The following is a 14,781-nucleotide window of genomic DNA, read 5'->3' as shown; positions in this document are numbered from 1 at the left end:
CGTACCGCCCGCGTAGCGGGCGGTACGCTCTTCTAGGTTTTGTTTTTTAATTATGCAGAACTACTTAGAAAGTGAAGGTAGTACGAATTATACCGACTGTGGCAGTACCATTAGTTTTATCACTGTTAGGATTAAATACAAAATACACTGCGGGAGTAATACTAATATTCTTAGTAACGCGGAAACGATAGAGAGCTTCCAAATGGTAAGGAGTAGCATCATTAGCCGCAATTACACCTTTAGTTGCCGTGCCGCTTACACTATTTTTGTAGAGAGGTTGACCGAAAATAATCGCAGCAAGATCGCCTTCATTAAATACATCTTTGAATGACAATGCAGTCGCCCAACTTGTAAAAGTAGTCGAACCAGCAGAGCCCACAGCATCAGCAAAGACGTAAGAACCCCATGTGTTGAAAGTAATCTTGTTGGTAATATCCCAAACAAGACTACCCACAACCGTATTTGCTCTCGTACCAGTGATTGTGCCACCAGTAATTGAATCCTGATTGAGTCCAGAGTTGAGGCTAGCGGTTTGGTGATAGCTATTAGCATAGGCAATTCCTAATTTTAGGGCTTCGCTTGGCTTCCATACCAATTGAGCGATCGCCACAGTCGATCCCCCAAACAAACCACCCGCACCGCCTGCTGAAGCGGCGGAAGCATTATTGGCGGAATAGGCAACTTGTAAGTTTCCCTGAGGTGAGATTTTCCAATCAAACCCTAAAACCGCCACACTTCCTGTCGAACCATCAGCATTAGTACTGCCACCACTGCCAATTCGCAATAATGGACTCAACCGACCAAACCGAGAAACTGTTCCTTGACCGTCATTGGTGAGAGGATTGAGCTGATCGATAATATCCTCTGTCTGTCCAATTGGCGCAACATAGGCAGTAAAGTTATCGCCAATCGGGAAGCGATAATACAAACGATTTAGATCGAACTGGTTGGCAGTACCACCCGTATCAAAGGAGAGACGAGTAGTATTACCACTGGCTAAGGCAGGAGCAATCAAATTTTGAGTATTACTGGCTTGCAGGCGAGTTCTCAATAAATCTTTGCCCGTAAAACTAGTGTCGAGATTGAGTCGAGCCCGATAGCTGAACACGGTATTGGTGCGATCGCTACCCACAGGAACATTGCTACCATCAGAAGCAGCGGCAAGACTGAAGATTGCTTCTCCACGTAACTTAGTTGTCGTAGAGAATTGTTGTGCTTCTAACTTTACGGTTTTGGCATCAAGGGCATCAACGCGACCGCGCAGTGTGGCGAGTTCAGCGGCAAACTCAGTTTGCAGTTTTTGTAGGGTTGCAAGGTCTTCTTTACTTACCTTATCAGCTAAACCTGCGGAAATGATTTCATTGATTTTGTCTAGAGCCGAGTTGAGCCCTGCCGCAAATTCATAGCGGGAAAGGGATTGCTTACCGCGAAAAGTGCGATCGGGATAGCCCGCGATTACACCATAACGTTCTACTAAAGATTGCAATGAGACAAAAGCCCAGTCTGTCGAACGAACATCGCTAAGTTGAGATACTGAAGTGACATTTTGGGACAATGTATAGGGGTATGTATAGGGATATGTATTGGGGTACAATTGTCCCCTTTCAACTAGGTTAGGATTGCTCGTAGAGCCTACTATATCTGCATCTGACACAATGCGATCGCTTAGTGGAGCGCGTTGATTGGCAATAGATTTTGTCTCAGCATTGGCACTACCACACAGAAAAGTAGACGCAGCAAAACTCGCAGTAATTACTTTTGGAGCGAGAAAAAATAATTTTCTCGCGTTCATTCTGTTCAGTTTCGACATATAAATTTTTTGTTCCTCACACTGGAGCAATTAGCCCTTAACTTGCAGCAATTTCCGATCAAACGAACGACAAGAAATTTTTTGAAAGTATTGCAATGCAGCACTTTCAAAAAATTTTTTGGTTCAAGTTTGAGCGCAAAGCGCTGTAAACTAACAGTAGCAAGAAAGATAATGTGGATGTAAGTATACTGTGAGACATTAGTTATCTTTTTTGATGATCAACTCCCACATTCATAATCAACCTGACAGGATATTTCTATTAAATCCCTGCTCCATCAAGAAATTCTTGAATGAGATAGTTTGAGGAGTAAATAGAGTTATGTCGTTCTAAATCTTGGAGATTAATATGAGAATTGGCGTGAGATACTTCGGATAAGCGCATTGATGTACTTAGAGGTTCGTAAACAGCGGTGCTATGTCTAATTCGATCAATTTCATCTTCTAAGGATTTAATCCTTTCAAATAAAGCTTTAATTGCCTCTGCTTCAGGATCGGGCAAATGTTCGCGATTAGTTTGCTGTTCTGTATCTTTGATAGATTGACCGCGATGGCGTACGATTCTCGCGGGAATGCCCACAACCGTGCAGTCATCGGGGACATCTCGTAACACAATTGAGCCAGCTCCAATATTGACTCGATCGCCAATGGATATATTTCCTAAGATTTTTGCCCCTGCTCCTACGACAATCTCGCGACCGAGCGTGGGATGTCTTTTTCCTGTTTCTTTTCCTGTGCCACCGAGGGTAACCCCTTGATAAATCGTGACATAATCACCGATGATTGCCGTCTCGCCGATGACTACACCCATGCCATGATCGATAAATACGCCTCTACCAATTTGAGCGCTGGGATGGATTTCAACTCCTGTAAACAGACGGGCAAGATTAGAGATCAAGCGTGGCAAGAAGGGAATTTTGATCTGTTGGAAGCTATGGGCGATCCGATGAAAAACTAGGGCGTGCCAACCAGGATAACAGAGAAAAACCTCCAACCAGTTACGAGCCGCAGGATCGCGTTCAAAGATAACTTGAAAGTCAGTGACAAGGGTATTCCACATAAATTTAGTTAATTGCAGGTAGGTAATAGCAGTGAACGATATGGCTATGCAGGCTGGGAGCAAAGGCTGGATGGCAATCGTTTAAGGAGTATTTAGTAAACTAAAATATTAAATACGGTATCCCTACCAAGATACCGTATTTAATACGATACAATACTTTCTAATTCATTACAAACAAAATTCAGGGGTTGCCGACAGAGTAATACCAATTTCCAAAATGATGTCACCATTTTGGAAATCTCAAAACCTTGTTGGGTTTGTTTTTTAATTCACTGAAGTGTTGGCTCACTTCAGTGAATTGGTATAGCTATAGTCCGTAATGTTAGGACAAAAATCAAACCCAATAGAGAGTTGCGGCGCTTCGCGCCGCAACTCTCTATTGGGTTTGATGTCCTGACTTAAGTGAATATAGCTATATAAGTGATGATAAGTGATGATTTGTCGCAAATTTGCTTATGTCTTCTACATTACTTGACTTTCATTATTGACTTACCCTAATCTACTGCAAACACGGCAAAATACCGTAGATTGTTTTGGTAATTACATTTAATCGTGACTTCAACCTTAGAGGTTGACAATAATTATGTTCAAAGATGCTCAAGGACTTGATATAACCACTGTTTCTGAAATAGCGATCGCGGCGATTAATCAATATACAGAACAGTGCTTATGCTATGGCAATCAAGCTGAGTCGAGCATCTTGACAGCAGTAGCCGCAGATTCGCAATCTGTTTTGGCAAATACATTTGCGGCAGCTTATTATCTCACTCAAGAAAATGCGAGTGATGCTCAGCAAGCAATTCCCTATTTAGAACAAGCTAGAAATAATATTGCAAATGCCAACGAACGCGAAAGATTACATTTTTTAGCAACGGAAGCATGGGCCCAGAAAAAAATAGATCGGGCGATCGCCTATTGCGAAGAAATAGTTACTCGCTATCCTCAAGATCTGTTAGCTGTGCAGCAGGGACAATATCATTACTTTTATATGGGTGACAAATCGGGTTTAACTTGCATTGCTGGTAGCGTACTCAATGCCAATGCGGGTAATCATTATTTAATGGGAATGCTTGCTTTTGGGCTAGAACAAAGCGATCGCCTTGATGAAGCAGAACGCCTTGCCAGATTTGCTTTAGATATCAATCGCTATGATCCTTGGGCACAACATGCCGTTGCCCATGTGATGGAAACTCGCGGACGTTATCAAGAGGGCATTGAATGGATGGAAAGTTTTGCTGATACTTGGGAAAATTGTAATTCGATGCTCTATACCCATAATTGGTGGCATATTGCACTCTTCTATCTATCACGAGGTGAGATTAATCGGGTTTTATCCATTTATGATCATCATATTTGGGGTAAGGCGCGTAAATCGACTCCCAAGGATCAAGTAGGAGCGATTTCTCTATTGCTGCGTTTAGAGCTATTAGGAATTGATGTTGTTGAGCGTTGGCAACAAATTGCTCCTTATTTACGCGATCGCCTCCATGAACATGCACTTCCATTTCAAGATTTGCACTATATCTATGCTCTTGCTCGTGCTAATCGTCTTGACTTTGCAAGAGAAATGCTCTTTAGCATGGAAGCCTATGCCCATAGAGTCCAACCCTACTTACAAAAGACTTGGCAAGAAGTGGCTCTACCTGCGGCTAGGGGACTTATTGCCTATGCGCTCTATGACTGGAAAAAAACTACTAAAGAATTAAAGCCCTTGCTACATCGCTTGCATGAGGTGGGTGGTAGTAATACGCAAAGAAAGCTATTTGTGCAGATTTATGAGGATGCCCATCGAGAAGCCTTGATCCAGCAGGATCGCTACTCGCGCTATCACCATTCTCAAGCGATCGCTTCATAGCCTAACTGCATAGCTGCATCAAAAGTAACAGCAATAGGTTCATAATCCTGTGCTGTTACTTTTGCATAGCGCTTTACTTGAGCCATTGCCATGACTGCCTGTAGATCTGAATCGGGATTGAATAAAGTATTTTGCAACTGTGCGATTAAACTGGGCTCTAAGCGTGATGATACAGCGATCGGAGGTATTGGCGATCGCATTGATTCAATAATTCGGAAGGATTGTCTTAATTCCGGGAATTGGCGTAGCTCTGCCTCCATCACCACGCTATCAATAGCAGCACAGTCAGCTAATCCATTAGCAATCCACTGAAGCGATCGCTGATGGGAACCAGATTGTCGAACATGACTAAAATAAGATGTTTCTTTGTGATGTAAGTGTTGTAATAAGCGATAACGTAACAGATTGTATCCACTGTTAGAACCCTGATCGTTATAACAAAATCTTGTTCCTGCCAAATCCTCAAACCGCTTAAAATTACTAGCTGCATTCACAACAATGTCGGCAAAGTAAATGGGCTGATTTTCATAGCGATCGCCTAACATCACTGGCGCAGCTAATAACTGCAATGGTTTTACTACTCGGCGATTATGACGAATTAGGGGCAGTCCGCAGATAAATATGAGATCCCATTGATCATTCTGTAATAATTGGTCATCCAGTGGATCGGTTGTTGCTTCTATTAGTTCTATGGTCAGACCACAGTTGCGTGCAATAGCCTCGGTAATCGCTTGGTAATACCAAAATAGATTCGGTGATAGATAAGAAATGGCTTTCAGAATCATGGATTTTCACAAAATCATTTCACAAAATCATTATCGCAGTGATGCTGTTAATAGATCACGGCAGCCATCAAGATAATGCTGTAAACGTTCAGGATTATTATATAAACGTCCCAAAAGTAATGCTCCCTCGATCGCACTGAGTAGTTGTTGCGCTAAGCGATCGGGATCAACTTTCGGTTTAAGCTGTGAACTACCCGCATGGAGTAATCGTGCAATTTCCTGCTGCCATTCATCAAATACTTTGATTAAATGCGGACGAAAGCTAGCATCATGTTCCACTAATTCCACGATGAGATTACCAAGAAAACAACCTGCACAGGGTTGTTCGGCTTGGTGGATTTTTTCGAGTTGGTCAATCATGGCAAAAAGTTGGGCGATCGCATCGGGCTGTGGAATTCCAAATAGTGCCGATTTGAGTTTATGCCACTTAAAGTCAATCAGAGCGTGACCTAACTCATCCTTGGAATGAAAGTAATTATAGAAGCTCCCCGATGAAACGCCGCTACTGGAGAGTAATTCCTTCAATCCAGTGGAGTGAAAGCCTTGGCGGTGAACTAAATCAATTACGTTATAAAGAACATCTTCACGGGTACGTTTTAGATTCACCATAAAATACAAGATTTTTCTATAGAGTTAAGTGGCTAGCAATAGACAAAGTTTAGATCCCCCCCTGCCCCCCTTGTAAAGGGGGGAGAATTTTCTTCTTCCCCCTTTACAAGGAGGATTGATGGGGATTGGATATTTTAGTTGCGATGCGTCCATTGCTGATAAGCAAACCGTAGCACACTATCTAGGGCATAGCCAATTAGTCCAATAATTAAGATGACGGCAACTAGTTCTGAATAGGATAGGCGATCGCGAGTATCAAGAATGTAATAGCCCAAACCTGCACTCACTCCTAGCATTTCCGCAGGAACCAGCACCAACCAGATAATCCCGATCGCTAAACGTACTCCCGTTAACAAATGGGGAATAATCGCAGGAATAATGATCTGCGTTAGAGTTTCCCATCTTGTGGCACAAAGACTTTGGGAGAGGAGCAACCAGCGCTGATTAACTGCAAGTACCCCTGCAGAAGCGTTTAATACAAGGGGCCATACCGCCGCGATCGATAGCAGGAAATATACAGGCAGATCGCCAATACCTAAAACCATGACCGCCACAGGCATCCAAGATAATGGCGAAATCATCCGAATAAATTGGAATAGGGCGGAGGTGGTTTCTTCTAAGGGGCGGGATACACCCACTAAGATTCCTAACGGTACGCCAATAGCGATCGCTACAGTCAATCCCACAAATACCCGCCGTAGACTGGTGAGAATGTGGGGAATGATTGTTCCTTTGCTGAATAGGAGGACTAGGGCGGCAAAGGTGCGTTCGGGGGAGAAATCAGCGAGGGTTGGATCGCTATGCCAGAGTGGAGTTGTCCATAGCCACCAGATTAGGGATGCGATCGCTAAACCCAAGAGAGGCAAAGGTAATTTAATCCACGATGCGGATTTTGTGAGTTGGATAGTGGAAGTCATAGGAAGAAAAAAGGGGGGAGAATCTAGGAATCTATGCAGAGATTGTCTAGATCCCCCCCAGCCCCCCTTTGCAAGGGGGGCTGGGGGGGATCTCTTAGAGCTTTTGAACCCAGAAAGTAATTCTTAAATCGTTTCTAAATAGAAATCGTTTCCAAACGCGAGAAATCTTCTTTTAGTCCGAAAGCTTTTAATCCGCCGACCTGTTGAAGTGCATTTTTTACGAAGGAATCATCGATTAGATCCTTTGCAACTTCCTTGGGATCGAGATTTTGCAAAAAGGCAACATCTCCTTCCACTTGCGTTTCCTTCAGCAAGCGCACTAGTTCTTCCGTATAGGATGGGAAGGGATAGGGCTGGAAATCGATGCGATTATTGTTCCAGTCGGGATGTTTAATTGCGCCTTGTTTGCCATAGACTTCTTTGTCGTAATAGGTGAGGGTACGCTTGAGGGCAGGCAATGGATGGGGCGTATATTTGCCAGTTCCTTCCTTCGATAAAACCTGGGCGGTTTCTTCACGATTATCCCGAATCCAAAGTTGTGCCTTCACGATCGCATTGACTACTTTTTGCGACCATTCTTTCTTTTGGGTCGTATCTTCCTCATGGAGCGCTACTACGCAGCAAGCATGATCTTGCCATACGTCTCCCGTAAATCGCAGTATTTTACCAGTTTTCAGATTTTCGGCTGCCGCATTAAATGGCTCAGCAACGATATAACCGCCGATAGACTTATTTGCTAGAGCCGACACCATGTCTGAGGGTGGCAATACTACGAGATTTACTTCATCATCAGCGATCGCTGTATCCTGTGCTTTGCGCGTAATTTTCAATCCTTCTTTTTTCAATACCTGTTGCAATACCACGTTATGAATGGAATACCAAAAGGGAACAGCAATGGTGCGTCCGCCCAAATTCTTGACGGTTTCGATTTCTGGTAAGACGGTCAGTGCCGAACCATTGGTATGATTCCAAGCCACGACTTTAGTAGGGAATTTACGTCCATAACGTAGGGATATGGGAATTGGTGAGAGGACATGAATTACATTCACCTGACGGGCAAGGAATGCTTCCACTACTTGCGCCCAAGAGCGGAATAGGCGAGGTTGTTCTACGGTTAAGCCTTCTGCTTCATAGAGTTTACGCGCATGGGCAATCAGTAAAGGCGAAGCATCGGTAATCGGTAAATAGCCAATCTTGACGGGTTGATCGCTTCCGCTAGCATTGGTAGGACTGGTAGCAACTTTGCTAGAAGTGGGCGTAGAACTACTGGAAGCTGTGGAAGTTAGATTAGACTGACAGCCTCCTGTGGCTAAGGTTACTCCCATGGAAGTAGAAAATAAACCTGTCAGTTTCAAAAAATCACGCCGACTCATGCCACAGCAATCACAAATATTATTCCAAGTCATTGTTAAATCTCCTATGAAAGTTACAAATATGGGCTACCCATTACTGTGGATAGGGATTCTAAAATCTCGAAGCGAATTTCTGAGAGGAGATGCGCCTGTTGTACACGAGGCTTTGGTTGAGTAATCGACCATTCCTGATGGATATGGTGATGCGCCATCAATAACACCCGGTCGCCTACTAAAAGAGCTTCATCAATGTCATGGGTTACCATCAGCACCGTTGTTTGTTGCTGGGAAATGATTTGCAGCAGCAAATTCTGCATATCGAGGCGGGTAATCGCATCAAGGGCGCTGAAGGGTTCATCAAGTAGCAGTAATTGAGGACGACGGGCTAAAGTTCTCGCTAGAGAAACCCTTTGCGCCATGCCTCCTGAAAGTTGATGGGGATAACTGCGCTCAAAACCTTGCAAACCCACTTGAGCGATCGCTTCGGAAATACGGTTTCTTAGCTCAGGTTTCGTCAACTTGGGCATCTGCTTCAGCTTTAGCCCAAAGGCAATATTTTGAGCTACATTCAGCCAAGGCAGGAGACAAGGATCTTGAAAAACCATGCCCACTTGCGGATGACTGCTCTGTAAGCGATCGCCTTGTAAGTAAATTTCACCGCGATCAGCTTGCTGTAAACCTGCGATCGCTGCTAGTAGTGATGACTTACCGCAACCACTGGCTCCTAGTAAACAGACCACCTCGCCCAGTCCCACGTTTAAGCTAATATCGGCAAAGGCAGTTAGGGAAGCACGCCGCGTCTGATATTGCTTATGCAAATTCTGAACTGAGAGAAGTGGCAGATCGGAACCTGTTAAATTTCCATTACTCAATGTTCCATTACTTAATGATGCAGTGAATATATTACTCATAGGGCATCTCCAGCAATTTGCCAGCAACTTGTAAATTTCCTTGCTCCAAACGATGCAACATCTTTTTCAGTTGTTTAATCGCAGGGGTGACGATCGCTACAAAATAAGCTTCCCGCAATCGTCTCGCAGGACGAGAACCATGCAGATATGCCCTCGCACCTGCATGGAGCATGGCAGCATTGGCGGCTTTTAATGATAGTTCCGAACCTGCAATTCTGATCTTGATTACTTCCCTTAGTAGATCAGGCGTAATCTTTACATTGGGCTGACTTAGCTCATCTGCCAAATCATAGGTCTGACGACGGGCGATCGCTAATTCGGCAGCCAAATCCTCAGCTTGATCATCCAGAAAAGCATTCACATGACCTAATCGCGATTGATAGCGTTCAATCATAGTGATGCAGTCAGCAATTAAACCCAAGCCCATACCCACCTGCGTCAAAATAAAGGCTGGACGAATTCTATTTACATAGTCTTCGCAGGGTTCTGCTAAAATCCATTCATCGGGAATAAATACATCGTTGAAATGACAGCTAAACGTCCCACTGCCTTCTAAAGCAATGAAGTGGGCATTCTGTCGGAGCGTTAATCCATCGAATTGATCGGAAGCGATCGCCATTAAATAACCATCGCGATCGGCTAACTTCGCCGCAATGCCAAAGGGATGCCCAGAGCCAATATTAGAAACCCAAGGCAATAGCCCATTGAGAACATAACCACCCGATTTTCGTTCGGCATTCAGTGCAATCTTCTCAATATCCGCAAAGTGTTTCATCGGATTTGATAGCCCTGTACCACCCAATATTTCTCCCTTCGCTACTAGTGGTAGAACCTGCGTCTGCAAATAGGAATTATCACTATTCTGCATATACCAAGTACAGGCGATCTGACACCAAGCCATAAATCCTGTACATAGACATTCTGCGGAAATAGCCTCAATGACTTGAATTGCGGATTTCAATCCATGCCCTGTTCCTCCAAACTCAGTCGAAACAGCCTGCCCAAATCCCTGCAACGCACCGACGTGCTGCATAAACTCGCGAGGATATAATCCTTCTTGATCGATACGCTGTACCAGTGGTGCAAGTTCTTGGGTGATGATTGCTTGCAGTTTCGTAAGCAAAGGACTAGGGGCTATGCTTTCGGGAAAGCTAGGTGGACTGGAAACCTTTTCAAACGCTAGCGGTAAAGTAGCCTGCATAGGTCAAATATTTAGCAAAGAAGTTAGGATGGAATATGGCGATCGACAGAAAATTCTTGGCAGCAAGTTCTTAATAGCAAGTTCTTAATAGTAAGTTCTATTCAGCTAGAGCTACATCAAGATTTACGGGATTACGAAGCGTATTGGCAACTGGCGACCAGAGATTAGAATGGGCAACCAAATCTTCTAATTCAGCACGACTAACGTTGCCTTCTAGATTCACCTTGGCACGGATATCGGTAAAGCCCAAGCGCTTTTCGCTAAGATCGCCAATACCCCAAACTCCCGTGATATTAATATCACCTTCGAGTTCCAATTCTAATTTAGTTAGAGTAATTCCGCGCACGATCGCATTGGCATGAATGCCTACTGACAAACAAGATCCTAGCGCCGCTAACACAGCTTCCGAAGGATTAGGGGCAGTATCTTGACCAAGTAAGCTAGGTGGTTCATCGATCACATGTTCGGGCAAGTCACGCACATAGGTTAAATTGCGAAATTGACCTTCACAAACGGTTTTAACCTTGATCGATTTAATGACATTTGGATTTGCTTTCGCATTTGCTGCCAAATTTTCTAAGCCTGTCTTGCTGACTGGGCGTAGGACATTTTGAGTGATAGTTAAGGTTTCAGTCATAAATTTTAAGTGGTATCTAAATAGAACAATCTATCTAATTTAAGAAAAATTAAAAAACTAATCTACCTACTGTTAGCCTAAAACCATTAAAAATAATGGGACTTTAATGAAACTACGGTAAGTCGATTGGCTTATGAGGTTTAAGCTAACATGGATTCTAGAAAAGATCAACCATCGAGTAATACCAATTCTAAAAATGGCTACGCCATTTTTAGAATTAAAAAACCTTGCTGGGTTTGGGTTTTAATTCCCAGAAGTGTAACTACACTTCTGGGAATTGGTATAAAAAGTAAGGAAGTGTAGTATTTCCCTACTTTTTACTTGATGACTAAACTCCTGATGTTTGTCCACCATCAACTAGAATTTCTGTACCAGTAATCGAAGCAGCTAAATCTGATACTAGGAATAAAGCCAAGTTCGCAATATCCTCTGGTTGGGCGATTCGACCTAAAGGAATTAACTTCACAGCTTGCGCTCTATATTCTTCAACGGAAATATTAGCGAGTTTTGCGTGCTGTTCAGCGAGATCCTTCGCACGATCTGTTTCCGTCAAGCCGGGGGAGATGGCATTGATGCGAATATTATGCTGAGCTAGTTCCTTAGAAATGCCACGGGTAAAGTTGAGCAAAGCCGCATTGGTTGTACCACCAGGGAGAAAATTCGGACGAGCAGTTCGACCTGTTCCACCGATGATATTGACGATTCGACCATCACGGCGCTTAATTTGGTCGGGAATTACGGCTCTCACAAGGCGGATATATCCCAGTAATTTGAGATTCCACGCATCTAAAAACACATCATCACCGATGTCTAGTAAATTTCCCGCTTTAGCGGAACCTGCATTGTTGATCAAGATATCGATTTGTCCAAAGGTTTCGAGTGTAGTGGCGACGACTTTATCAACACCTTCGGCTTGGCTGATGTCAGCCGCGATCGCGATGACTTTATTGCCAGCATTGGAAAGTGCGCTAATTTCCTGAACTGCTTTGTCCAGCTTTTCAGGATTACGGGCGGCGATCGCCACATTCACACCTTCTTTAAATAGTCCCTTTGCTGTAGCTAATCCGATACCTGCACTACCGCCAGTGACGATCGCCGTTTTACCAGTGAGATGTAATTCTAAGCTCATGGTTGATATTCCTAATAATATTCTTGTTCCCCTCTCCTGCGGGAGAAGGGTGAGGGCAATGATTATTTACCAGTAGGAAGAGGTTCGCCGAGAACTTTGGCAAATCTCTCTAGATAGAATTCCTTAGAATTAGCAACTGCTTTAATAGACTCGCGATCGCGTAAAGCTGCCCACCATTTTTGAATGCGAGGAGTTTCGGCGGGAAGTTCAAATTTGCGGAAATGCTCGATGACTGGTAAGCGCTCAAACCAAGGATAGAAGCTGATATCAACTAAGCTCAACTGCTCGCCAAAGAAGTAATCGCCATTCCCTGAGAATTTACCAAAACCTTCTTGTTCGATGAAAAGCAAAGCTTCGATAAATTCTCTTCGTCCTTGCTCTTGCTCTTCTACGGTTTTACCGCGCAATAATTTCACAAAGGCTGGGACAAAGCGATTGTTGGCGTAATCAATCCAAATTCTCGCGATCGCCTTTTGACCAGCATCTTTAGGTAAGAGAGCAGGTTCGGGGAATACTTCTTCTAAATATTCATTGATGATTGCCGATTCATAGATTTCAAAACCGTTATGGACAATAGCAGGGACTTTACCATAGCGAGAAACCTTGAGAAATTCTGCGGATTTATTCTGGAAATCAACGTCAGTTGAAGTGAATTCAATTCCTTTTTCTAGTAGAACTACGCGAGTGCGCTGAGCAAAGGTAGAGGCTTTGGCAAAATAAAGATGTAATGCAGTCATGGAGGATTCTTAGCGTATTGTAAATGTCTTATACAGGCATACTACGGTTAATTTGTCGAATTACCGTAGATTATATGTAATGATTATTACATATAGGTTTTCCCTAATGATGTCTCCTGAATAACAAAGATTTGTTTGCATACAAAGTTTTTTTGTATCGGGCTGATTTTGCTAATAAATCTTCCCAAAAGTTCTATTTGCTGAGGCGATCGCCATATACAGTTTTATGGTTTTCCTATTTCCGATTCTTTCTGATTCTATTTTTAATGTAATGTGCAACCAATCGATCGCGTTGATATATGTAAATAAAAATATTTTTTGCTTTTCCCTAAATGAATATTGTCTAAAAAATTCTGGCTAATCTGCCTATTTAGATAATTAGATGGAAAATCCCTGTCTAATTAACCCCAAAATAGGCTCTTAGAGCGTGTTTGAGAAGTTTTTTACCCCCTCTAACTCCCCCTTAAAAGGGGGAGGATTCAAGTTTCTCCCCTTTAAAAAGGGGGGATTAAGGGGGGGAAGCAGAAATTTATGTTAGATAGGAGACTTCTCAAACACGCTCTTAGGCAGAATTTTTCTGTATAGTTTATTCTTATAGAGTGATTAGATAGAAATTTTCCGTCTAATACATAGTTAACCTGCTTAATTTGAGTAGTTGTCATGAAAATCAAACAGTTAATTATTGTTGGCTTCAGTTTTGCTTTACCGATTAGTATTTGCCTAGCACCTCAAAAATTGCAAGCTCAAGAAGTTTGCGGTGTTAATGATTCAAGGCAAGGTAAACGTGGAGTTCCAGAATACTATTACATCCCCGATCCTAAACGTTCGGGTACAGGAAGCGGATGTTCGCCCCGTTTTGGAGGACAGTGGCATAGATACAATGGCAATCCTAATTCTGGGGGAGTTTTTGGAATAGCTAATACGGGTGTATTGCTTCGGAGTATTTACGGGGGATACAGCGAAATTCGCCCTGTTGGAGTTGTAGACGTAATTCCTATTCGTGTGTCTAGGTAATTAGTGCGATCGCCAATATTGTAGTTTGGGTTGAGGTGACGAAAGCCAACATTGCCTTTATTCCTTACCTTAATATTTCCTCGCTAATAAAATCGGAGTTCTCACTTCGTCAGACTTCGTCAGAGAGAGAGATTGCAGTGACTCGACAATGAGGTTATCATTTCTCATGGTTGGGTTAAGGAACGCAACCCAACCTACAAGATCTGCGATCGCACTTAGAATACACCTAGTTTTGATCTTGATTTGATACGGTTAGGTTAAAATTCTAAGAATAAACCTATTAAAAACAGACCTATGAACACCATGAAAACACTAACAAAGAGATTCCTTACCACCTGTCTTACCTCAATGTTAATGCTCGGCTTATTCCTCGGTTTAGACCTTGGCAATACCTCCTCTTCAATGGCAGCACTTTTGAAATCATCGAACGATTCAGTTCACATTTCCCACGCCATTATTGCTTATAGCGATGGTTCTGAGAATAACACAATTTATAAAGTTGTTGTCAATTACGAAGAACAATACTCGATCTGGCCTGCTCATAGAGAAAACCCTTCTGGCTGGCGAGATGCTGGCAAAACTGGAACCAAGCAAGAAGTTCTTGAATACATTAAGCAAGTATGGACAGATATGCGTCCCTTGAGCCTACGCAAAAAGATGGAAGAGTTAGCTAAAAATCAATCAGATCTCTCGCAAAATTAAGGGTTTTTGAGATTGTTAACCTATCGCAAGTCTCAAAACTTGATTATGTTTCCAAAGAACTGATC

At 43.0% G+C, this 14,781-nt stretch carries 14 protein-coding genes; 3 read left to right on the top strand and 11 right to left on the bottom strand.

Features of this window, described 5'->3' with window-relative positions; translation table 11 throughout:
• Nucleotides 1–64: 64 nt before the first annotated feature.
• Nucleotides 65–1,792 (bottom strand): iron uptake porin, encoded by a 1,728-nt coding sequence (locus PSE7429_RS02995; RefSeq protein WP_009625571.1) that lies wholly within the window; start codon nt 1,790–1,792, stop codon nt 65–67.
• A gap of 277 nt (nt 1,793–2,069) precedes the next feature.
• Nucleotides 2,070–2,867, bottom strand: coding sequence for a serine O-acetyltransferase (cysE, locus tag PSE7429_RS02990; protein WP_009625570.1), 798 nt, complete (start codon nt 2,865–2,867; stop codon nt 2,070–2,072).
• A gap of 583 nt (nt 2,868–3,450) precedes the next feature.
• Here cysE and PSE7429_RS02985 point away from each other — a divergent pair.
• Nucleotides 3,451–4,722: a tetratricopeptide repeat protein gene (locus tag PSE7429_RS02985; protein ID WP_009625569.1), complete on the top strand. Its 1,272-nt coding sequence runs from the start codon at nt 3,451–3,453 to the stop codon at nt 4,720–4,722.
• Here the strand turns inward: PSE7429_RS02985 and PSE7429_RS02980 are convergent.
• The 9 genes from PSE7429_RS02980 to PSE7429_RS02940 form a co-directional block, all read right to left on the bottom strand.
• Nucleotides 4,704–5,507 (bottom strand): phosphate/phosphite/phosphonate ABC transporter substrate-binding protein, encoded by an 804-nt coding sequence (locus PSE7429_RS02980; RefSeq protein ID WP_009625568.1) that lies wholly within the window; start codon nt 5,505–5,507, stop codon nt 4,704–4,706. The genes PSE7429_RS02985 and PSE7429_RS02980 overlap by 19 nt on opposite strands.
• A gap of 30 nt (nt 5,508–5,537) precedes the next feature.
• The gene (locus tag PSE7429_RS02975; protein ID WP_009625567.1) at nt 5,538–6,116 is read right to left on the bottom strand and encodes a TetR/AcrR family transcriptional regulator; all 579 of its coding nucleotides are present in this window, start codon (nt 6,114–6,116) and stop codon (nt 5,538–5,540) included.
• Between the two features lie 134 nt (nt 6,117–6,250).
• A complete protein-coding gene (locus PSE7429_RS02970) occupies nt 6,251–7,033 on the bottom strand; it encodes an ABC transporter permease (protein ID WP_009625566.1) in 783 nt (260 codons plus the stop codon).
• Nucleotides 7,034–7,167: 134 nt separating this feature from the next.
• Nucleotides 7,168–8,439 carry an ABC transporter substrate-binding protein gene (locus PSE7429_RS02965; protein ID WP_009625565.1) on the bottom strand — a complete coding sequence of 424 codons (1,272 nt, stop codon included), beginning with the start codon at nt 8,437–8,439 and terminating at the stop codon, nt 7,168–7,170.
• Between the two features lie 20 nt (nt 8,440–8,459).
• Complete coding sequence (locus PSE7429_RS02960) at nt 8,460–9,296, bottom strand: ABC transporter ATP-binding protein (RefSeq protein WP_009625564.1); 837 nt, start codon at nt 9,294–9,296, stop codon at nt 8,460–8,462.
• A complete protein-coding gene (locus PSE7429_RS02955) occupies nt 9,289–10,497 on the bottom strand; it encodes an acyl-CoA dehydrogenase family protein (protein ID WP_009625563.1) in 1,209 nt (402 codons plus the stop codon). Before PSE7429_RS02955 ends, PSE7429_RS02960 begins: the two co-directional genes overlap by 8 nt.
• A gap of 97 nt (nt 10,498–10,594) precedes the next feature.
• Complete coding sequence (locus tag PSE7429_RS02950; protein WP_009625562.1) at nt 10,595–11,134, bottom strand: OsmC family protein; 540 nt, start codon at nt 11,132–11,134, stop codon at nt 10,595–10,597.
• Between the two features lie 328 nt (nt 11,135–11,462).
• Complete coding sequence (locus tag PSE7429_RS02945) at nt 11,463–12,263, bottom strand: SDR family oxidoreductase (protein ID WP_009625561.1); 801 nt, start codon at nt 12,261–12,263, stop codon at nt 11,463–11,465.
• A gap of 62 nt (nt 12,264–12,325) precedes the next feature.
• Nucleotides 12,326–13,000, bottom strand: a complete 675-nt coding sequence (locus PSE7429_RS02940; RefSeq protein WP_009625560.1) for a glutathione S-transferase family protein — start codon at nt 12,998–13,000, stop codon at nt 12,326–12,328.
• A gap of 660 nt (nt 13,001–13,660) precedes the next feature.
• On the opposite strand from PSE7429_RS02940, the gene PSE7429_RS02935 reads away from it, so the two are divergent.
• Entirely contained in the window at nt 13,661–14,014 is a 354-nt protein-coding gene (locus tag PSE7429_RS02935; RefSeq protein ID WP_009625559.1) for a hypothetical protein, read from the top strand.
• A gap of 402 nt (nt 14,015–14,416) precedes the next feature.
• Nucleotides 14,417–14,716 (top strand): MbtH family protein, encoded by a 300-nt coding sequence (locus tag PSE7429_RS02930; RefSeq protein ID WP_052017636.1) that lies wholly within the window; start codon nt 14,417–14,419, stop codon nt 14,714–14,716.
• The last annotated feature ends 65 nt before the right edge of the window (nt 14,717–14,781 follow it).

Origin of the sequence: Pseudanabaena biceps PCC 7429, assembly GCF_000332215.1 — a bacterium.
In the GTDB taxonomy this organism is placed as follows: domain Bacteria; phylum Cyanobacteriota; class Cyanobacteriia; order Pseudanabaenales; family Pseudanabaenaceae; genus Pseudanabaena; species Pseudanabaena biceps.
The sequence above is the reverse complement of the archived record's forward strand: the minus strand, read 5'-3'. Positions and strand labels throughout refer to the sequence as shown.

Coding starts and splice junctions, on each gene's coding strand:
- PSE7429_RS02970 (WP_009625566.1), bottom strand. CDS start 7,033: ATGACTTCCACTATCCAACTCACAAAATCCGCATCGTGGATTAAATTA.
- PSE7429_RS02960 (WP_009625564.1), bottom strand. CDS start 9,296: ATGAGTAATATATTCACTGCATCATTAAGTAATGGAACATTGAGTAAT.
- PSE7429_RS02975 (WP_009625567.1), bottom strand. CDS start 6,116: ATGGTGAATCTAAAACGTACCCGTGAAGATGTTCTTTATAACGTAATT.
- PSE7429_RS02935 (WP_009625559.1), top strand. CDS start 13,661: ATGAAAATCAAACAGTTAATTATTGTTGGCTTCAGTTTTGCTTTACCG.
- PSE7429_RS02985 (WP_009625569.1), top strand. CDS start 3,451: ATGTTCAAAGATGCTCAAGGACTTGATATAACCACTGTTTCTGAAATA.
- PSE7429_RS02940 (WP_009625560.1), bottom strand. CDS start 13,000: ATGACTGCATTACATCTTTATTTTGCCAAAGCCTCTACCTTTGCTCAG.
- PSE7429_RS02950 (WP_009625562.1), bottom strand. CDS start 11,134: ATGACTGAAACCTTAACTATCACTCAAAATGTCCTACGCCCAGTCAGC.
- PSE7429_RS02965 (WP_009625565.1), bottom strand. CDS start 8,439: ATGACTTGGAATAATATTTGTGATTGCTGTGGCATGAGTCGGCGTGAT.
- cysE (WP_009625570.1), bottom strand. CDS start 2,867: ATGTGGAATACCCTTGTCACTGACTTTCAAGTTATCTTTGAACGCGAT.
- PSE7429_RS02955 (WP_009625563.1), bottom strand. CDS start 10,497: ATGCAGGCTACTTTACCGCTAGCGTTTGAAAAGGTTTCCAGTCCACCT.
- PSE7429_RS02930 (WP_052017636.1), top strand. CDS start 14,417: ATGGCAGCACTTTTGAAATCATCGAACGATTCAGTTCACATTTCCCAC.
- PSE7429_RS02995 (WP_009625571.1), bottom strand. CDS start 1,792: ATGAACGCGAGAAAATTATTTTTTCTCGCTCCAAAAGTAATTACTGCG.
- PSE7429_RS02945 (WP_009625561.1), bottom strand. CDS start 12,263: ATGAGCTTAGAATTACATCTCACTGGTAAAACGGCGATCGTCACTGGC.
- PSE7429_RS02980 (WP_009625568.1), bottom strand. CDS start 5,507: ATGATTCTGAAAGCCATTTCTTATCTATCACCGAATCTATTTTGGTAT.